The 20,237-nt window shown below is 62.5% G+C and carries 17 protein-coding genes; all 17 read right to left on the minus strand.

Annotated elements, in window-relative coordinates; all coding sequences use genetic code 11:
* Positions 1-5: 5 nt before the first annotated feature.
* Genes NKG99_RS09650 through tssA form a run of 17 tightly spaced genes read right to left on the minus strand, consistent with a single transcriptional unit; the run spans position 6 to position 20,069 of the window.
* Entirely contained in the window at positions 6-992 is a 987-nt protein-coding gene (locus tag NKG99_RS09650) for a beta propeller repeat protein (RefSeq protein WP_352866756.1), read from the minus strand.
* Entirely contained in the window at positions 929-1,876 is a 948-nt protein-coding gene (locus NKG99_RS09655; protein WP_352866758.1) for a DUF4150 domain-containing protein, read from the minus strand. The genes NKG99_RS09650 and NKG99_RS09655 overlap by 64 nt, the downstream gene beginning before the upstream one ends.
* Complete coding sequence (locus tag NKG99_RS09660; RefSeq protein ID WP_352866759.1) at positions 1,876-2,898, minus strand: 3-oxoacyl-ACP synthase; 1,023 nt, start codon at positions 2,896-2,898, stop codon at positions 1,876-1,878. Before NKG99_RS09660 ends, NKG99_RS09655 begins: the two co-directional genes overlap by 1 nt.
* Positions 2,895-3,998 carry a DUF2169 family type VI secretion system accessory protein gene (locus tag NKG99_RS09665; protein WP_352866761.1) on the minus strand — a complete coding sequence of 368 codons (1,104 nt, stop codon included), beginning with the start codon at positions 3,996-3,998 and terminating at the stop codon, positions 2,895-2,897. The genes NKG99_RS09660 and NKG99_RS09665 overlap by 4 nt, the downstream gene beginning before the upstream one ends.
* Positions 3,998-4,525, minus strand: coding sequence for a type VI secretion system-associated protein TagF (gene tagF / locus NKG99_RS09670; RefSeq protein ID WP_352866763.1), 528 nt, complete (start codon positions 4,523-4,525; stop codon positions 3,998-4,000). The genes NKG99_RS09665 and tagF overlap by 1 nt, the downstream gene beginning before the upstream one ends.
* Positions 4,522-8,058 (minus strand): type VI secretion system membrane subunit TssM, encoded by a 3,537-nt coding sequence (gene tssM / locus NKG99_RS09675; RefSeq protein WP_352866764.1) that lies wholly within the window; start codon positions 8,056-8,058, stop codon positions 4,522-4,524. Before tssM ends, tagF begins: the two co-directional genes overlap by 4 nt.
* A 1-nt stretch (position 8,059) precedes the next feature.
* The gene (icmH, locus tag NKG99_RS09680; protein ID WP_352866766.1) at positions 8,060-9,382 is read right to left on the minus strand and encodes a type IVB secretion system protein IcmH/DotU; all 1,323 of its coding nucleotides are present in this window, start codon (positions 9,380-9,382) and stop codon (positions 8,060-8,062) included.
* A gap of 4 nt (positions 9,383-9,386) precedes the next feature.
* Positions 9,387-10,721: a type VI secretion system baseplate subunit TssK gene (gene tssK / locus NKG99_RS09685; protein WP_352866767.1), complete on the minus strand. Its 1,335-nt coding sequence runs from the start codon at positions 10,719-10,721 to the stop codon at positions 9,387-9,389.
* A 39-nt stretch (positions 10,722-10,760) separates the two neighbouring features.
* A complete protein-coding gene (gene tssJ, locus NKG99_RS09690; protein ID WP_352866768.1) occupies positions 10,761-11,213 on the minus strand; it encodes a type VI secretion system lipoprotein TssJ in 453 nt (150 codons plus the stop codon).
* Between the two features lie 3 nt (positions 11,214-11,216).
* The gene (gene tagH, locus NKG99_RS09695; RefSeq protein WP_352866771.1) at positions 11,217-12,689 is read right to left on the minus strand and encodes a type VI secretion system-associated FHA domain protein TagH; all 1,473 of its coding nucleotides are present in this window, start codon (positions 12,687-12,689) and stop codon (positions 11,217-11,219) included.
* Positions 12,686-13,753: a type VI secretion system baseplate subunit TssG gene (gene tssG / locus NKG99_RS09700; protein WP_352866774.1), complete on the minus strand. Its 1,068-nt coding sequence runs from the start codon at positions 13,751-13,753 to the stop codon at positions 12,686-12,688. Before tssG ends, tagH begins: the two co-directional genes overlap by 4 nt.
* Positions 13,717-15,591, minus strand: a complete 1,875-nt coding sequence (gene tssF, locus NKG99_RS09705; protein ID WP_352866776.1) for a type VI secretion system baseplate subunit TssF — start codon at positions 15,589-15,591, stop codon at positions 13,717-13,719. The genes tssG and tssF overlap by 37 nt, the downstream gene beginning before the upstream one ends.
* A 1-nt stretch (position 15,592) precedes the next feature.
* Entirely contained in the window at positions 15,593-16,348 is a 756-nt protein-coding gene (tssE, locus tag NKG99_RS09710; protein ID WP_352866899.1) for a type VI secretion system baseplate subunit TssE, read from the minus strand.
* Positions 16,335-16,796: an Hcp family type VI secretion system effector gene (locus NKG99_RS09715; RefSeq protein ID WP_352866777.1), complete on the minus strand. Its 462-nt coding sequence runs from the start codon at positions 16,794-16,796 to the stop codon at positions 16,335-16,337. The genes tssE and NKG99_RS09715 overlap by 14 nt, the downstream gene beginning before the upstream one ends.
* A gap of 45 nt (positions 16,797-16,841) precedes the next feature.
* On the minus strand, positions 16,842-18,347 hold the full coding sequence (tssC, locus tag NKG99_RS09720) for a type VI secretion system contractile sheath large subunit (RefSeq protein ID WP_027035515.1): 1,506 nt from the start codon (positions 18,345-18,347) through the stop codon (positions 16,842-16,844).
* 3 nt (positions 18,348-18,350) lie between these two features.
* Positions 18,351-18,890, minus strand: coding sequence for a type VI secretion system contractile sheath small subunit (gene tssB, locus NKG99_RS09725; protein WP_027025877.1), 540 nt, complete (start codon positions 18,888-18,890; stop codon positions 18,351-18,353).
* Between the two features lie 6 nt (positions 18,891-18,896).
* Positions 18,897-20,069: a type VI secretion system protein TssA gene (gene tssA / locus NKG99_RS09730; protein WP_352866780.1), complete on the minus strand. Its 1,173-nt coding sequence runs from the start codon at positions 20,067-20,069 to the stop codon at positions 18,897-18,899.
* Positions 20,070-20,237: the final 168 nt, after the last annotated feature.

Below are 20,237 nucleotides of genomic sequence, written 5' to 3' on the forward strand. Positions count from 1 at the left end.
CCGTCCTAGCGGTAGTTGTTCATGTCGACCGTTCGAAGAAAGATATTGCCGTCATAGCCCATTTCGAAACCGGACCAGTCGGTGCCGTCGAACAGAAAGAATTCGTGCCAGCCTGCAACAACAAGAAATTCCTCGGTCGCGGTCATAGTAAAACCCTGTTCCGTTTCGAGCAGGGGTACGAGCTCGCGTCCCTTCTGCACCGAAACGCCGTAGCTCATGTCCGACCAGTAGCGTTTGCCGCGAAACTCGCAGATATCGTAATAGTCGACCTCGTCGGCTTTCAAGGCAATCAGCGTGCTGTCACGCAACTCGTAGGCTGCCCCGTTCGCCCCGCCGAGATAGACCTCGCCCTGAGGTCCGGTCAGGACGGTGTTGAAATTCTCCTCGACGCCCACATCGATACGGTTCCAGCGCCGCCCGTCGAGTCTCAGGAGAAGCCCGCGGTCGCCGGCGCAATAGATCGGACTTCCGTCGCGGCCGTGGATATCGTTGAGCACGGCTTCGTCGAAGGTCTCCAACTGCGCCCATCGGCCCCGCTCACGCAGATAGCTTACGCCAAGATCTCCGATCGCAAAGACCCGGTCGTGTGACGGGGACCACAGGCGCGTCAGCGCGCCTTCGGGCAACTCCGTGCGTGATGCCGAACCAGGCGGGAGCTCGTGGATGATTCCTCCAAGCTCAAGTGCAACATGGTCTTGCGGCCCGAAACTGACATGGGACCGGATCGCGTCCTCGATCTGAAGCCGTGCATTGAAACGAATGGTCGCCCCAAGCTCAATTTCCAGGAGATAGGACCGGCTGAATTCGTCATCGGGATCGCTCAGTTCGAAACTGGCGCTGAAGCGATTGCCGCCGTGATGATATCCGTCCACGGCCTGGACATCGATTTCCTCCGGGTCGAAGTCGGCGATGGTTTCGGGCTCACGCATCACTTCTTCCTTATCGGTTTGGCCAGTATCTGGGCGGGGGTGGGTTTTGGCGCTCTGGCGCAATCAATGAGGTAGTCGATGAGCACGAGCTTCAGGCATTCGAGCGCGTCGTCCTTCTCATTCTTGGTGCAGCTCTGCAGCTTCTCGTGATGGTCGCCGACAGCCTGCTGCACCTCCTTGATCGCATCGCCCAAAGTCGGACTGCGCTTCTTCTTCAGGAAATCGCGGACTTTCTTTGTCTTTTTGTTGTGCGGCGAGCCGCGTTTCGATCCAGAGCCGGATTTGCGGTATCCGGTCTTGGTTTTCTTGTAGGACTCCATGCAAATGCAGGGTGCGGTGTCGACGTCGTAATTTCCCCAGCCGGAATAGTTCTCGCCGCCGCGACTCCTCTGGAACATCTGATTTTCAAAGCAGTGCTCGGATTCCGTTGGGTGCGCGCAATCGGAATCCTTGTGTTGATGCACATGTATACCAACGTTATTCAAAATCGTCGCACAGTCTTGACCATTGACAGTTATGGCCGCCGTGTGCGGCCATGTAACCGTATTGCCAGTCGGCGATGCATGGTTGTTTGTGGCAAGATCCGTCATGCGTATGACGGGTTCTCCATCAAACTTCACGTCGTTAGACCATGAGTTGAAATACCCCTTTCCTGTATTTTTCGATGTGATGACGCCCTTCTTTGCGGCGCAGCCGGCCTCCGTCCCGGACGTTCTGGACAGGTCGGATTTGTTCTTGATGTTGACGGTCTTGCCGCCGATCTTGACGGTGCCGGTCCCTTGCTCGGTGTCGCTGCCCAATCCGAAACTAGGGTAGGGGATGGGCACCCCAGGCGGCGTTGCCGGGTTTTCGGGAGGTGTGAAGCAAACATCCGGGAACGCGGCGATTGTCTGGGCGTTCACGGCTTTGCCGGAAATTTCCAGGCCGTTGGCAAACACCCCGCCCATTACGCGGCCCTCGATGCCACGATAACCGCGCCGCAGGCGCCGGCATCGTTCGATGCCTCGATCAAGACCGGATTTCCGCCAGCGTAGCCCTTGCGTGCCGCGGTGAAAGCCATGCCAAGCATGAGTGGCACCACGGCAGCTCCGACATTGCCGAGAGATTCGCCTGGCGACCAGATGTCCTGAAACTCATGCCTTCCTCGCAGCAAGCGCAGGCTGGCGAGAGCGCTTTGCTTGAACCAGTACTGTTCTCCTACGAGATCAGCGATCCGGTATCCGAGTCGGTTCATTTCGATACCGGTTTCTTCGAGTGCCGCGCGATAGGCGGCCGTCATGCCGTCACCGCGCAAAGGCAAATCTTCAGTGTTGTAGATCGATGCATTTTCGCGAGAGAGCCCCAGCCCAAACAGCCGAAGACCGCCCTGTCGACCTTGGCTGCAAATGATCGCCGCCGCCGCCTCCCCAGGTATGAACCCGTTCGGATTTTGCGGCGTGAGGAGGCGATTGCACGAGATATAGTGCGTGACTGTCTGGCTTGTCAGATAACTATCGACGCCAACAATCATCACAAAGGGCACGTCGCCTGACGTCAGCAGCCGGCGAGCATGTTCCAATGCGACAACGCCAGCAGGTCGTCCGTGCGCGATTATTCTGGAGCGTGCATGCGGTTCGACCTCAACAATTTCGGCAACGCTCCTAAGCAACGCAGAATTGTCGCTGACAGCTCGGCCGGGCCGCTCTTCCTCGGGAAGGCATAAGATCAGTGCCGTTTGGCCGCGTGCTTCCGGCACGCTTTCGAACGCTTCGCAAATAGCGCCAGCCGCCAGATGCGCCATGCGCCTGTCGCCAACCCAATTGCGCGGTAACGCGATGGGGGCACCGATTAGCCACTCGCCGGCGGAGCCCCGAAGCCGCGTTTGCTGGAAACCGTCGAGTCTTGCACGCATTGCCGCGCAAGCTGACGGCGCGTCGAGGCCGACAGCCGTGACCATGCCTATCGAGACGATGTCGAGTTGCGCACTCATGCGTCTTCATTCTCTCGTGCGGGCGTGATATGGCCAACACGTACGTATTGTTTTCTCTTGAGCCGCGCTCTCAGCATGGCCGGCGTTGGCGGACCAACCCAGCACTCCGAGAAATCGAGGATCGTCTTGTGAATGCGCTGCGAGAGGCGCCAGACGAGCGAAAAGCGGCGTCGTTCCGGGTCGAGCAGAACAGTGTCTGGAAATATGTCGGCCTCATAGGCCTTCTGCCTGCCTTTGAACAACGTCATCGGCAATGCTGTCGACGGCAGGCGAAAACTCACTCGCCCCTCAGGGGTCAGGTTCACAAGCACCACCTCTTCGCCGCCTCGTGGATTGTCGATCTGCTGATCAGGCGGCGCCATCTGGAAATAGCGCTCGTCGAAATCCGGCGGCAGGAACGGAAAAATATTGTCGATCCAGTTCTGGTCGTAAGTGCCGCCATATTCGATGCGTCCCGGCCAGCCGCGCCCCATTGGGCCAAAACTCATCGGCTTGTAGTCCCCGAATGGCGCGCGGATATCCTCGCCGACAGCTTGCGTATTTGGCAGCCGCAAGCCGGGAATGAGCCGTTGGTTCCTGGTCCGTGACCAGCCGGTTCCGACCGGGTTGTACTTGTAGCTGGCAGGAAGCTTGTCCTCCGGATCCAGTCTGTCGACGCCACCCCAGGCAACATCATAGGAGATGGGCAGTTTCAGGAAGGGTTGCGGCGACGTGGCGGTAAAGACCGGGCCGATGGAGCGCCATTCGCGGTGACCGACGACCTCGAAGAGTTTCGACCAATTGCCCACCTTGATGCCGACCGGCACGCGCTCGGCGGGGCGCCCGCCCGGTGCGTAGGCAAAGCCATTGGAAATCACGTCGCAACGCGACTTACGGAAGGCGAAGTCGGTTTCCCAGAGCGTGGCCGAATAGCCCGGCGCGCCGGTATACGTGTCGGCCATGACCAGCGGCACCTGCTCGGCCGACTTGTGCACAGGCCCGCCCGGCTCCGTAGGGAAATCAAAAGTGCCTTTGACGACCACGACGATCCACTCATGGCCGGCCTTGTCCATGCCCATGGTGAATTCGTGCGGATACCCCATCTGGTTCCATATCTGCATCAGCTGGTCTCCCAACTGGCGGCAAGGACCTGTTCCAGCGTCGCTTGCGGCGCTTGTGGATCGATGTCGAAAATGTCCGAACGGGCAGTCCACATCACCATGCCGCTGATGACCTCGTCGTCCACCTCGACAGGCGGCACCGGCAGTCCGCTCAATACTGTATCCAGTTCGTCCGGCGTCAGTTCGCCGTGCTGGGCGGCGATGGCCGCTTCTTCGATCCCGGCAAACCACGCCTCGGCATCGGCCAGCCGAACCGGGGCTTCAGCAAGCTGCGCGACGACGCTCAAAGGGAATTGCCTGCCAACTCTGTCGGCACTCTTCAAAATGATGCCTGCCGATGCGCCGAAGGAAGCCGGGCCGGCCAGGAAACGCAGCGCGGTTGTGCTTGGCCAAAATTCCGAGCCGACCAGCGGAACGATGTGCTGCGCCAGCCAGCGGTCCCAGCCGCGAATAAAGTCCCCCGGCAGCCGCCGCGCGACGAAATCGCCAGTGGCGGGCATCTTTCCGTAAAAGCCGGGCGCACTCATATCTGCGGTGGACATGAGAATTTCTTGAACATTTGCAGATTGTAGGGGTTTTCGACGCTGGCGGCCTTGAGCTCGAAATCGGCGTACATGCCTTTGGTCCCCAGGCGCAGGCTGTAGACATCGGACAGCGAGGTCCCGGTGAAACGGCCGCTGCGCAGCATCCTCAGCCACGCCCAGCTGCCGGTCTCGTTGAGCATGATTTCGGGCGAACCATCGATCGGCTGGAAGGCGAGCGAGATGACCCCGGTGCCGTCCTTGCCAGGCCAGGTCATCGGTTGCGGCCGCGTCGCGTTGTTGAAGTAGACGAGGGTCTGGCCATCGAGATTGAGCGTCACGCGCGTGACGTTCGGAGAGAGGTCTTTCGGTTCGAGCGTGAAGCTCATCACCGGGCCCGTGCCACCGGGAAAGAGATCGTCGCGGATCCGCCTGGCCTGCTCGAACGCGGCAAGCGCCGAAGGGTCGAGGCCAAAGTCGGCACGCCATTTCCATGGTTGGCTGGCCGTGTCTACATAGCTGATCAAATGGTCGTTGATGAAGGCATCGATCAGACCCGCCGGGCCGAACAGACGAGCGAAATCGCGGACATTGACGTCCACCGCGCTTTCAGGACTGAACGGATAACGGTCGTTGAGCGCCGCCTGGCAGAAGGGCAGGATGTCGGCGCGCCAGATGGCATTGAGCTCCGAGGTGACCGCCTTTTGCGTCAACCCGCTGGTGTCGCCGGCGACACCGCCGAGCCAGTCGTCGATCGGATCGGGCAGGATCTGCGCTTGCCGGGCGACCGCCCCCGTCAGTTCGGCGAGGCCGCCCTGCTTCTTTATGGCGTCCTGGGGGTCGGGATTGGCAGTGACCGTCTGCAGCACGTTGGACAGCGCCGTCAGAGCCACCACCGCGGCGTCGAGTGCCGGTGGCTGGCCGTCGACCTCGGCGATTGCACCCTTGAGTGGCTTGAAGTGCTCGGCCACCAGATTGCCGGTAAGATCCACCTCGTCGGCTGAGCCCGCGCGTGGAAGCAGCTTTGCCCCCGTTTTCACGATCTTGCCAAGCTTGCCGAGTTTGCCGAGCAGTTTCGAGCCGCCCTTGGCCGCAGCCTTGTCGTCGGCCGGCGCCTCATCGGACCGGGTAAGGTCGGTCTCCTGAACGACCGCGGTGAGCAGGCGTTTCAGCGCTGAATCGGCGCTGGAGAGATCCTTCAGATTCTCACTGGCGACATTGAGATCGGTCAACGGCGCCAGCCTCATATCGCGCAGGAAGCTGTCCCACTGCGCGATATAGTCGTCGTAATAGAGCTTCAGGATATCCTCCGACAGTGCCGATACGGAGGTTTCGGAGTTCTCGGCGCAGCCGCCGGCGAAGACCGCCCGATCCAGCGCCGCTTGTGCCGCCACGTCCTCGATACGGTCTAGAACGGCGTCATGGAAGCCTGCATAGGTAAACGCCCCCGAAATGCCGACGCGAAGCGTCTTGTCGGAGCGACGCGCAAAAACCTTGGCGCCGTTGGGGCCGGCGAAATTCGCCGGAATCCATTCCTTGAGCCCAGCCACCGCCGGATCGGCCAGCAACTGCTTGTAGGCGCGCGCCGGCAGCGAAATCGTGCACACTGTTTTCAGCGCTTCGGCAACCAAGGCTTGGTCGGGCGCGACATAGCTTTCGTCGACCGCCATCCGGCGGATGGCGGCAAGCTGATGCTCTTCGGCGTCGGCGGTTGGAAATGGTGCCGCGGTAGCGAATTCGGGCAGGCTGTTCACCCACCAGTTCTGGGCGAAATCTGGATCCATCTGCGAAAGACCCGTCATCATGCGATAGGTCTTCAGAGCGCCGAGCATGAAATCCGGATCGCGGATCTGCCGCCACATGGTCGCCTCGAGCAGTGCGACCATCCGTGGCTCGAGAACATTGCGCAGAGCATGATCGTACGTGTCCGCCTGTGCCCGCACCAGTTCCGCCGAGGCCGATGGACCCAGCAGATCCTGGGGAGCGCCCGGCGGTGGTGTCCGGCCATTTACGACCGCGTCCATCGCCTCGAGCGCCCCGTCCATGGCCGGTTGCTCCACCGATGCCGGGTTTGCGGCAGCAGAGGTCAGAGGCGTTTGCAGGGCCTCGAACTGGCTCGCCTGGGCCGTAATTGCGTTGCGGTTGTCAAAATAGGACCAGGTGAACAGTCCGCCGGCCAGCAAGGCCGCCGCCGCGCATGCAGCCGCCGCACCCCGCCAGATCCAGGCGCGGCGGCGTTGCGCCAGCGGGTCGAAGGTGCCGAGGCCTGCTTCCTTGAAGATGACTTCGGTGAGCAGGTTCTTCAGGAAGAAGCTGCGTTTCTCCACCCTTTGCACGGGCAGGGCCCGCCGTGGTGGGAGGCCGAAGGACGACGAAAGCGCCGCGGTCAGCCGGTCGATGGGTGCCCCTTCCTGGGTCGCCGATGTCAGATAGAGACCGCGCAGCCATGCGGCCTCTTCATACCGGCTTTCGCCGAACATCGCCTCGACCAGCACCTGGATCGGTTCGGACAGGCTGGACAACTGGGCGGGAAATCTGAAAATCTCGGCGCGGGCGGCGAGCTTGTCCTCGTCTTCCAGGCGCGGCACCAGCCGGCGCTCGAGTTCCGTCGCCAGCGTCGAAATTTCACGTTCGATGGTCTTGGCGTCCACACGTGCATCCAATGCGAAGGTCGTTCCCCATACCTGCTCGCGCGAAGCCGTCGACAAGCCGCCGAAGAAAGCCTCGAAACCCTTGATCAGATCTGCTTTGGTGAGCATCAGATAGACCGGAAGGCGGATTTCGAGCCGGTCGTTGAGCTCGGCCAGCCGGCGGCGGATCTTGCGGCCGTGTGCCTTGATGGCGTCCTCGCCCTCCGAAAGCACGTCGATCGAAAGCGCGACGATCACGCCGTTGAGCGCGCGGCGGCCGCGATGCTTCTTCAAAAGGTCGAGGAAGCCCAGCCATTCCGCCGCGTCGACGTCGGGCTGGCTCTCCTGCTGGACATAGCGGCCGGCGGTGTCGATCAGAACAGCGCTCTCGGAAAAGAACCAGTCGCAGTTGCGCGTGCCACCGACACCTTGCAGGTCGTCGGTGAGGTCGATCGGAAAATTCAGTCCGGACTGCCGCAAGGCCGTGGTCTTGCCGGTGGCCGGCGGCCCGACGATCACGTACCAGGGCATCTCGCGCAGAAACTTGCGCCCGCCGAGCTTCCGGCGCTTCAGTTCGGCCATCACCTCGGCGAACTTGGCACCCACGACGGCAACGTTCTCTTCGCCGGGGCTGAGCGGCTTTTCCACCGCCGGCGCGGCAATCTCCGCGACGAACATGCGGTTGGCGCGGATCGCCCGGCGCTGAGCGACGATCAGCCAGATCAGCCAGAAGATGACCAGCAGCGCGATGATGACGATGCGCACGTTCTCGGAGGCGAACGGTTCGTAGGGACCGACCCTGACGATCGGACCGAACACCCAGATGACCAGGGAAAGCAGTGTGATGCCGATCAGCGTCCACAGCCAGCGCGATGTCAGAACCGCCCAGAGGAAGCGCAGGATGAACATCTCACAGCCTCTTTTCGACAAGTACCTCGACGCGGCGGTTCAAGGCTCGCCCCTGGCGCGTGCTGTCGTTGGCCACTGGATCGGTGGCCGCGCGCCCCTCGGAATGGACGCGGTCCCGTGGCACTCCGTTTTGGACCAGCATATCCGCAATCGTCTGGGCGCGAGCCTCGGATAGCCGCTGGTTGGTCGACAGCGGATTGGTCTTCTGCAGAGGAACGCTGTCCGTGTGACCGACCACCGTGATGTTCCCGATCAACTCCTGATTGGCGAGGATCACCTTGGCGATCGAACCGATCAGGGGTTCGAAGCCTTCGGTTAGTTGTGGCCGCGACGACTGGAACAGTTCTGGGTCGGAGGCCTGGATGATCAGCTTGGCCAGCGAGACGCTCTCGGTGCCGCTGAGGGCGGATTTGAGGCCGGCCGGGGCCCCGGCCTGAAATTCCGGCAGCAGCGCAAAATCGACTTTCTCCGGCGGCGGGGCATCGACCTTGGGCGACGTACGGCTGATGTCGCCTCGCGTAGGCGGCGGCAACGCGCGAACAAGTGCGGAAAGCTCGACCGCCTGGCTGCTCAGTCCCATCGAGAGCCCGATATGGATTGCCGTGGCAACAACCGCCGCACCGAGCGCCATGACCCAGATCGGAACGGTGAAGCGCCGCGGCTCGTCGGAGGCGATCACGCCCTTCCAGTTTGGCGAGAGCGGCGCGCCTTCGGCGTCGGCATCGCGCAGGAAGCGGGCCGCCGCCACGCGTACGGCATTGAGCGAGCGGTCGCCTGACCGCCCAGGCACGCGATATTTGCCGCGAAAACCGAGCGCCATGCAATCATACTGCAGTTCAAGCAATTCGCGATCGCGGTTGGGATGGCGCTCCAGTTCGTCGAGGCGCGTGAAGAACTGCGTGCCGGCATCGACGTCGCCGCGCAGCATGACCACAAGCGGCTGCCGCGGCCAGGCGCTGGCTCCGCCCCATGGCGTGTTCAGGGCCAGATCGTCGAGCAACGCCGCCACGACCCAGGCTGCCTGGTCGGCCCGCTCCATCGAGGACCCCGTCGACATTGCCGTGTCGCGTGCCCGAACCAGTTCTTCGAGCAGCCGGGTGCGCAGCGCTTCCGGGTTCTCCGGCGGCAGCGCGCTTTCAAGCTCGGGAGCGAATTCGAGCAGGGGCGCGAATGCGTTGACAAGCGCGTTCGGGTGGGTGCGAGACCGCTTTACCGCCGCGCCCGGCAAGAGCGGCGCCATCGGCCGCGGCATCGGCGCGCCGGTCAATCGTATGCGAGTGCGTTCGCGATCCTCCGACAGTCCGAAAGGATCATCGCGGCTCATGATCTCACCTGTTCACCGAATAGCAGTCCACCTGCGGCTCGCTTGGCAAGACGCCCGAAACCCCGATGACGAAGCCGGGAGCATCAAGCAGCGACGCCCAATGCTCGCTTTTCTGGTCCAGCTCGAGGCATAGCCGATCGCCATCGTAGGGGATCTCGCGCGGTTGGGAATGAAGCGGTTTCAGCGGAATACCGGGCAAACGCGATTTCCACAGGCCCTCGAACTGGTCGGCCGAGCCGACCGTCGCCTGGTTGACGAATATCTTGCGCAGCGCGTCCTCCGACAGCTCCGAACCGACCCGGATGACGATCCGGCTGGCCACCAGCAGCTTCGGGTTGTCGATGCGGATTTTCCAGACATTGGTCGAATGCCGCATGACAGGCAGCGCACGCGATTTCGGTTCGATGTAACGCAGGCTGAGGATGAGCGAGCGCAACGCATCCGCCAGCGCCGAATAGGCGGGGCCGGGCGCCATATGATCGTAAGCGGGCAATTCGCCCAGCCGCCGCGCGCTCGATCCGTATGTCGCCATCGAACCGGCGAGCCCTGCAAGCTCCAGGTAAAGCTCGGCCGGATGGAAGACATCCTGCGCCAGCATGTGGGCCAGCCGCGGACGCGCCGCATTGGCGAGATTGAGCATCAGCAGATCTTCGACGCTGCGCCCAGGCCCACCCATGACCATTTTGCCATGCGCCTCGGCGATCTGGTCGAGGCCGGTGACGACTTCCAGAAGCAATTGCCGATACCAGGCCACCGCGCCGGTAACCAATGTCGGCGGCAGGAAGGTCTCGTCCAGAGAGACACCGCCGTCGGCTCGAACCCCCTTGAGGTCGGCTATCGGCAAGGCTGTGTAGCCGCCGACCGACCTGCCGGGCGCCAGCAGCAGCGCTTGCGGACGGGCAATTTCGATTTCTTCAGGATCTGATCCGCCCTGGACGGCGTCACGCACCGAAACGATCCGCCCATGATATCGTGCTCCTGAAGCGGCGGCATGTGCCGGATCGAAGCCGACACCGCCGGGAGGCTCCAGCGGCAAGGCGACCAGCACCGGTCCGGCGCCCGTGTCTGGGGTGACCGGCAGCGGCCGCGGCGCGTCCATCATGTCTGGAATGGAGAAGGGTGTCCCGTCCGGAAAGATGCCCCGCGCCGACAGGATCGAGATCTGGCCGGCCTCCAGCAATGCCTGATCCAGCGTCAGCTGCTGAAAGCCGAACGTATGCAGTTGCCCGGCCTGCAACGCGCCGCGCACCGTCGCCTCGAAAAAGCGATCCTGCTGCTGGAAATGCTGGGTCCGCAGGAAAAGACCTTCCGACCACAGCACCCTGTTTGCATCGCTCATGCCGCTACTCTCTGCATTGAGCTCCCCTTGCCCTGGCCGCTAGGCGGAAATGCCGCCGCTGCCAAGCGTGACGTTGACCGTGAATTGTGATCCCGGCGACACCGACTTGGCTGTCCGCCAGTTCCGGCCGCCGGGCTCGCGGATCAGCGCAACGAAGCCCAGCGCCGTCGCGTCCGGCTCGACCGTGATGGTCTTGGACGCGGTCTTTCCCGGTCCCACGGCGATCTGGTCCGATCCGATGAGGTCGCCTGCGAGTGCCGAGCCGGCATCCCCCTGCAGCGCGAAATAATCGGCGGAATTGAATTTCCCGGTACTGCGCAGCCGCATCACGAGGACCGTCACCGGCCGGTCGCCGCCACCTGGTCCAGGGTTCATGCCGGCCCCGCCGGTCAGTTTGACGGTGATCACGGATGGTTTCGGCGGTCCACTCTGGCAAGCCGTAAGCAGTCCGGTCGCGCCCAGGGCAACGACAAATTCGCGTCGATCGATCATGTCTCACTCCTCCTCATATGCATCCCGAAAATCAGCGCCGATTTCACCCAGGAAGCTTTTTTCCGCGCTCTCGGCGATTTCACGGTGGCGTTTCCGGTAAAGCTCCCACAGCTTGGCGCCGCGCCCCCCCGAAAGCAGGGTGCCGATCGCGGAATTCGATTTCAGCTCTTCCTCGATCGCTGCCGGGTCAAAACGGTCGATCATCCGCCGCAAGGCGCCCTGTACGCCTCGCCAGGCGCGCACGTGATGTTGAGCGAGATCGCGAATCGCGTCGGCGATCGCCGCTTCGCCAGCGAGAAATCCGGGACTGCGCTCGGCGATAAGCGTGACGATGGCGTCGTCGACCGTCGGTAGAAACTTGAGCGGATTGACCTCGGAAGCCCCGACCATGGTTTGGGCGACGCGCGCGTTTCCCTTCTCCTCGGCCCGCTTGCGCAGAAGCTGCATCAGGCCTTCCATCATCAGCCGGTATTCGCGACCAAACTTCTCCATCTCCGCGATGCTGTCGCGCCCTGGGAAATCGGCTTCCTCGACGCCCATGCCGTGCAGGAATGCGGAGCGAAGCGCCATGTCCCCCAGTTGCGCCGCCGCAGGCAGGCGGGCGGATTTGGGAGCAGCGCCTGCCCGCGCCGGAGACGGGACATCAGCCGCTTGTACTGGCAAATCCCAGGGATTGGCGGATTGTGATCGTTGGGCGATGCGTTCGCGTTGCCCGGTCGAGCCGATGCCATTTGCCGAACCGGGCGCCGCGGCTGGTCCAAAACCAAAATCATCGTTGAAATCGGACGGCTTTCCCTGAGCGAGTTGGGCTCCGCGGCTAAGGGACGGCATGGGGTCGAGGCTGAATGGGTCCGTCTGGCTCGCCGCGACGCCCGGTTCGAGATGAGGGCCGGTGTCTTTCGACACAGGCGTTGAAACCGGATCGAGGCTGAACGGGTCATCGAAAGCAGGCGAACTACGCTGGCTGGAGGCAGCACGCTCGAACGCGCCCGCAACCGGCTGCTCGAACGGGTTCGGCAGATCGGCCGGACGTGGCCGTCGGGGCTCTTCTTCGACCTTGGCGGAAAAGAAGTCATCGCTGCTGATGCTCGCCGGCGCCTGGGATGCCGGCGGTGGGCGTTCCGGGATCGGCTGACCGGCTGCGGGTGTCCGGGCGGTTGGCGTCTGCAGGTCGACATGTACGACGTAGTCGCCCAGTCTCAGCCGCATGCCGCTTAGAAGGCGCGTCGACTTGCCGGCCCCCAGAGGGCTGTCGGAGTCGTTTATGAACAATCCGCTGCTCGACGTGTCGGTGACGAAATACCCATCTCGTCCGCCCGAAATCTTGCAATGAGCCCGCGAAACGAACATGTCGGGATCGTCGATCTGCCAGCCTGCATCCGTGCTGCGGCCGATCACCAGCTCACCCTCATCCAGCCGGGTTTGCCGTACCGCCTGGGTGCGTGGCCCTTGCTCCAGCGTCAGCAGCAGACTCATGCCGCGACCTCCGCCATTTCGGGCCGCCATCCGACGATTGTCCGCAGCCGCATATCGTCAGCATCGCCCCTTTCAGCGGGCCGCGCAAGCCAGGCGGTCCGGCCGAGCTGTACCGCTCCGATACGCGGCGGCGGCACCGCTTCACGCGCAAGCACGATGCGCAGGTCGACGTCGAGCGATTCCCCGACCATGTCGCGAACGGCTTGCTTGAACAGTTTGAGCCGCTGGCCGCCAGGCAGGAACGCCTTGAACTCCTCGTACCCCAACGGGCCCACACGCAGTTCAATCCTGCTTTGGCGGTTGAAAACACGTGGGCCGATCATCGCCCCCCGGCCGAGCCCTGCATAGGCTTTGGCAAGGCGGGTCTGGAGCCCGGTTGGTATGGTCATCCAGGCGGCGATGAACTCCTTGATCTGAACCGGCACCTTGAACGCTTCCGCCAGGAACAGCGTCAGCCGTTCCGGGCCGTCGACCTGGCTGGCCAGCGAAGCCGCCTGGCGAAGCTTCACCGTATCGAGATCGGTGTTCTGGGTGCCGGGAAGTCCGATTCCGGCCATGGCTTCAAGCATGGCGCGAACGCGTCCACCGACCGCGCGCTCGACCTGTACCGCCGGATGCGCATCCGCCCACGCCCGATAATACAGGGCGATCATGCGGTGCTGCAGAATGTTGACGAAGTCCACGAATGTCGTGTCACTGGTCTGCTGCGCGTCAGCGCCAGTAAACCAGCGCTGCGACAGGCGATCGAGCACCCAGCGCGTCAAATGCAGCGGCATGGGACCCTCAGGTCCCATCAGGCCGAGATTTGCGACCGTGACCCTGGCTGGAGCCTTGTCGTTCGCTTCGCGGAATTCAACCACGTCCCTGGCCGAAAAACTCAGACGTACGTGCTGTCCGAGCCTTGCCGGCTCGCGTGCCGGCGGGCCGGAATAGCCGAACAGCCCGCCCCGCCGTTCGAGCCGGCGCAACAGCTCGAAGAAGTCGAACGTCTCGGACAGCCCCTCGGCCCGGATCGGGTCGACCGTGTCTAGATCAGGTAGCGATTGCCGGGCGTCATCGGCCATGGCACATCCTCCTGCTTCTGCAGCAGCCGCGTGCGGGTTCGCACAAAGCCGTTTATTCCGGCATGACGGGCAAACAGCCGCGCCAGCAAGGCCGAAAGCAGCAATGTGCTTTGCCCTGCCAGAACCGACTGGTCCACGTGCAATGTCACTTCCGTGCCGCGTCCAAAGCACATTGGCCCGTCGATCTGCAGCCGTTCGATCACGGACCGCGAGTCTATGCGAACGATCGAATGCACGTTGCGGGCAAGGCTCGGATCTCCCCGGTCGGCATAAAGATCAAGCAGCGCATGCAACGGATCGACGCCGCGACCTTCCTTGGCGAGGCTGAGAAAGTTGAGCGCCAGCTGCGCCACGAGCCGCCAGGCGAGATTGTCGGCGCGGGATTCGCCCGCCGCGCCCGAAGGCAGCGCCGCGGGGATGGCCGGGCGAGGCGGACGCAGCGCACCGAGAAGCCGCACCGTCTCGACCGGATCGCCGGCCTCCAGCGTCAAGGTAGGATTGTCGTCGAGGATCGGCAGATCGCGGTTGGTACAAAGTGCCACGATGTCGACACGCTTCAGCGGCCGGTTCGCCTGACTTTCCACCGGGCGGGAAATCGCCAGGAAAACATCGTCCCCTGTGTAAGAAGTGCGGGTCAGACCGTCGCGCCGCTCCTCTTCCGTCGCGCGGCGCGGGCGCCGCTCGGTGGAATAGACCCAGCCGCTGCCGCGATTCTGACCCAGGCTGAAGAGCTCTGGAATTTCGGCATCGCCGCCCCCGGTGTCGGCGTCCTCGACGCGGATGACCCGGTAGATTTCGAAGTCGCGCGCCCGTGTTCGGTCGGCATGCAGCACCTGGCGCGTCTTGCGCGGATCGAGCTCGATGACGTTGCACTCACGTTCGAAGAGATTGATGATCGGCGTCGCGAAAAGTTCGAAATCAGCCGGCGTCAGGTCGGCAAGCTCAGGTACTGGACGCCTGAACATGAAGATGATCTCCAGCCCCGCCGCGCATCGGCGCACGACGGGCCGCAGCCCGGAAACCCGCGCATAGTGAAAGCGCTCGGGCATCATGAAATATTCGCGCAGCAGACGGTACCCCTCGAATGTCGGACGGGTACGAGGCATCAGGGACTCGTCGTCGCTGATGCCGATCATTTCGGGTTCCGGCAGGGGCGATAGGGGATTGGTCTTGCCTTCCGCGCGCGCGCCAACGGCCGAGCAGGCGCCGAAAATCGCGTCGAAGAGCAGTGGCGCCTTGGCGCGCCCGGCAAAGTAGAGATCAAGCCGGTCGAGCGACAGTTCGTCGAGCCTGCCTTTTCCGGTCCGAGCCAGCACGATGCGGAGTGCCGCCTCGCCACCAACACCGCCGATCGGCGCTATGCCGGCCGCCGCCAGCGCGCTGCGATCTTGAAAATAGCTTACCGAAGTGACCGCTATCGGCCACAGCGTGATGTCCTGGGCGGTGGTGAAGGTGCAGCGCGTCGACAGACCGGGCTGCAGGCCGGAAACCAGCCGGGTATTGCGCTTGACGACATGGCCGGCAACCATCGTCTGGACCTGCTGGCCGGGTTTCAGCACCACCATCGCCGTTGCCGGCGCCGGCGTGACCAGATCGGGATAGAGGACGTCCAGCACGCTGCGTGAAAACCGCGAGCGTTCCGCATCGACCTTCAGCCGGGTGCGCGCGGCGAGGAAAGCGACGCCGTCAAGCAGCCGCTCGACATACGGATCCGGACACGGGACCGTGTCGAGCGACAGGTTGCGCGCCACCGCCGGATGCATGTCGGCGAATTCCGCAGCAAGCGCACGGATATGGGTCAGTTCCTCCTCGTAGTATTCCACGAAGACCCGATCCATCTCAGGCCTCCCTAAATTCGGTCCGCGCCAAGCCGTTATCGAGATTGATCGTGGTGCGCAGGCGCATGCGCTCCGGCGTCGGCGTCATGATCAGCACCGCGTCAATCTCGATCTTCAAACCCACGCTCTTGTCGCCAAGCGTCACCGTGACCTTCGTCGAGCTTTCCTTGAGGCGTGGCTCGAACGTTGCAAGCACCGAGCGGATCTCACGCGCCAGGGCTTCGCGATCAAAGTCGCGGGAGGAACGGCCGGAGAAGGAAGGCACGCCATAGTTCAGCACGCTTCGTCGCACCTCCGGAAAATCGGCCAGCGACGGCGGGTTGTCCCCTGCCTGCTCGCTTTCGAGATCGGAAAGAAGCGGGACAGCCTCGAAGCGCTCGGTGTTGAAGAGAGCCTCGATATCGCGCCGCACGGCCTCCCTGAGCACGCGGGCCGACACGACCACCCCGCGATTTTCCATCTCTACGCGGTGCTGGGTCTGAAAGGCCAGGCGGTGCAGACGCCGCTTCTGATCGGCCGTCAGCTCCGCATCGGCATCGATGAGCCGCGCGCTGCCCGCAACCAGTGTCTCCAGCCGGTCGAGGCCGAGTTCTTCCTGCAACGCCTGGCGCAGCCCGTCTATCTCGGAGGTCATACCCGGCAGGTCGTTTACGAGGCGGTCCCAGAGTGAGGGCTGGACCGCTTCGCGTTTTGCTCGCGAACTACCGGCCACCTGCAGTTTGTCCGCGTCGGGCCGCCGGCCCTCACTTGCCGACATAGACATCCATTTCGATTTCGTCATTGTCGTCATAGACGAACTTGATCTTCTTGTAGGCGAAGCTGACCTCTTCCTCGATCAGGTCCTCCTCATCCTCGGCCTGCGACATGTCGTATTCCATGATCGAGGCGTCGGTGAGCGTAACGACTAGGTAATCCTTGGTCTCGCCATCGATGGTGCGGCGTGCCGAGAACACCACCTCGTCCAGCGCCTTGTTCTCGAACAGTGCTTTTTTCAGATAGGGTGAAGACTTGTCATAATGCTTGGTGAACTTGATCATTCCCAAGGAGACGCGGCCGCGGCGCGAGAGCGAATTCGGATCGTAAGGCGCGACTATTTTGTAATCGACTCCGTGGATTTCGATTTCGTCCTCATGTCCGTCTCGAATGCTTGGGCCTTTGATATCAGGAACTTTCAGAAAGCCATCAATTTTGGTACCTGTGGGCATTGTCTTTCTCCACCGCTTTCAAAATCAAGATGTTGTTGCTGCAGATCAAGTCTTCACGGACGGTAGTTCCGACACCAGTCGGAGCGAGGCATTGATGCCCTCCAACTGGTAATGCGGGCGCAGATAGAAGCGGGCGTTGTAGTAGCCCGGCCGCCCCTCCACGCTGTCCACCTGGACCTCGGCCGCGGCAAGCGGGCGCTTGGCGCGCGCCTTGTCGTCGGCAAAGGCGGGGTTGGCCAGTACGTAGCGGTTGATCCACTCGGTCAACCAGATCTGCATGTCGGAGCGCTCCTTGAACGAGCCGACCTTGTCGCGCGCAATGGCCTTGAGGTAGTGCGCAAAGCGCGAGACCGGAAAGAGATAGGGCAGGTTGGCGCTCAGCCGCTCATTGGACTGCGCGTCGGGATCGACCAGCCGTCCCGCCCGTGTCTCGTCGTCCTGCAGTGAGTGTGCCCCAATGAAGGCCGCGAGATCGGTATTCTTTCGATGCAGGATCGGCATCAGGCCGAGCTTGGCCAGTTCCGCCTCACGGCGGTCGTCGATGGCGACTTCCGTCGGACATTTCATCGCGATCGACCCGTCATCGGTGGGGAAGCTGTGCACCGGCAGATTGAGGACCGTGCCGCCATTCTCGACGCCGCGGATCTGCGTGCCCCAGCCATAGAGCTTGTGGCTGCGGTTTATGTTCACGCCCATCGGGAAGGCGGCGTTCATCCAGACATACTTGTTGTGATCGCCTTGCACCTCTTCCTCGAAGGTGAAGCCCTTCACCGGAACGGTATCCGTGCCATATGGCAGCCGGGCCAGAACACGGGGCATGGTCAGGCCGATGTAGCGAGCGTCCTCACTCTCGCGCAGCGACTGCCACGAGGCATAGGCCGGGTTGGAGACGATCTGCTGCAGGTCTTGCGGATTCGGCAATTCCTGCCAGCTGTCCATGCGGAACAGGCGCGGCGAGGCGGCTGCGATAAACGGCGTGTGCGCGGAAGCACAGATGCCGGAGATATTGCGCAGCAGGCCGACGTCGCGCGGATGGTTCGAGAATTCGTAGGCGCCGATGACGCAGCCGATCGGCTCGCCGCCAAGCATGGAATACTCGTCCGTATAGACTTTCTTGAAGATCGGACTCTGGTCCCACATCTGGCCTTCATAGTCTTCGAGCGTGTCGGCCAGTTGCTCCTTGGAGATATTCATCACCCGGATCTTCAGCTTCTGATCCGTCTCGGTGTTGTTGATGAGATACCAGAGGCCCCGCCATGTGCCTTCCATTTCGCGCACTTCCGGCGCATGCAGGATTTCGTTGACCTGTGTCGTCAGCATCTTGTCGATGCCCGCGATCAGCGACTTGATCGACTTGATCGCATTGGACGAGATGGTCGTGGTATCGGAACGGGACTGTGCCGCGAGCGCGAGATTGCGGACGAGTTGCTGCAGCTTCTCGCTGTCGTCCTTCTTGACCTTGAAATCCTTCTCGAGGAGCCCGCTGAATTCTCCGAGGTCGATGGCTTCGGCCTCGGCGGCGACTGCGGCGGTCTTTTGCTGTTCGGCCATGATTTACTCCCCTGTCTTGTCGTCGTCGGCGAGTGCCTGGCTGGCGATCTTGCCAAGCAGCGGCTCGTTGTTCAGAAGCTGCGCAATGCGTTTTTCGGCGTCGACGCGGCCATCCATGAAGCCGAGCAACTCCTCTAGCTGACGACGCATCTTGAGGATTTCGGCCAGTTGCGGCACCTGCTCGGCGATCTTGTCCGGAGCGAAATCGCCCATTTTGGAAAATGTAAGATCGAGCGCCAGCTCCTCGTCGCGCTCCTGGCCTTCGGCCTGCGGCAGCGTGTTCTTCACCCGGGCTTTGACGCGAGGCCCGAGCGCCTCCATGAACTTGGGGAAGCGGTTCGCGTCGGTCTCGACAAAGGAACGGTCCAGCACCGACTTTGACGCTTCCTTGGTTTGCGAAGCACCGGAAAGGTCGGCCATCACACCCATGACGAATGGCAGTTCGATCGTCGTCGGGCTACCGTAGGTTTCCACGTCGTAGGCGATCTGCACCCGCGGCGCGCGATTTCGTTCGATAACCTTCGCTTTGCTTTCGGCTGGCATGTGCTCTTACCTTTCATCCTTCTGAGCCGTCTTCTTGGCATCGGGAACGCCGGCAAGGAGCCGGAATTCCTTCAGCCCCGACGGCGCGAGATCTTCCATCAGTTCAACGAAATCCATGTGCACCATCCGGCGCACACGCCGCGCCAGATGCGGAATCGGGCTCGACGGTTCGGTGCGGTCATAGAAGGCGACGACGAGGTCGAGGCATTTCACCACGTCGTCGCGCGAGGAGATGCGGTCGGGAAGCCCCGTGCTCGAGTCCGCGTAGCTTGCCACACTTGCCATAGTATCGGCTCCATGACCGTTTCGAGCAGTCGCTGCCGGCTCCGCCGGCGCGAGCGGCCTGGCCGTGCCATTCGCCACGGCGCCGGCTGCCGAATTCCGCTCGAGGGTCGTCAGCAAACGCTGCAGAAACCGCTTTAATTCCGGAACAGGAGCGCCGCCGCCGTCGAGGCGAGCGTTGAGGGCGGTTTCGACCGCATCAAGAGCCGCGATCGCTGCCCGGGCGTCGGCGACGAGTGAGACCATCTCCGCGTTGGCTTGATCCATCTGTGCCACACATCCGGCACGCACCCTGTTCAAGAGTTGCCCGTGCGCACTGACCAGTGTGGCTTTTTCCGCCGCATTCAATCCCGAGGCGGCTTCCTGGAGCATGACACGGTCGTCGAGCGCGCCCTGTTCCAGATCGCGTCCGCTGATCGGCCCGATCGAGCGTGGCGCAAAGAACGTCATCTGCCGCAGGTTCGCCAACAACCCGTCCTGACCATTCTGGAGGTCGAGCAGCGCGTTGATACGGCGCAAGGCGGCATCGCGTGGCGAAGCGTTGGGCCGCAGTGCCGGATGCATGGTCGCCCAATGTTGGTCGAAGGTCCGCGCAATGAGGGTCAGGCCCTGCGCGAGCCCGGCCAGTCCTTCTTCATTGGCCAGCGCGCGCGTGACGATGACGAGCAGGCGCAGGTCCCGGCCATGCGGTCGCAGTTCCTCTGCCTTTGCGAGCACGGCAGGCCAGTCGACCGGAATGATGCTTTGCGAGTTGGGCTTGTTATGGCCGTCGTGGACGACCTTGACCTGGGGTTCCGTCAGGCGCTCCAGCTCATGAAAAGCCGGGTCGTTGCGCAAATCCTCCCCTGACGGATTTTCACCGTCGAGTGAAGCAAGCCAGAGTGCGACATCAATCACACCAACCCCCAGCGCCCGGCCCTCAAACCGTATGTGACCCAACGTTATCACACCGTCGCACTTTACCACAATTGAACGACTGCTCAAAAATTAACAGAAGCTAAATGCAGCCGGCTCTTGAGGCTGAAATCCGTGGCGTGATTGCAAAACCCCGCTGCGAAATGCATC

The organism is Mesorhizobium sp. M1409, from assembly GCF_040317535.1.
GTDB lineage: Bacteria > Pseudomonadota > Alphaproteobacteria > Rhizobiales > Rhizobiaceae > Mesorhizobium.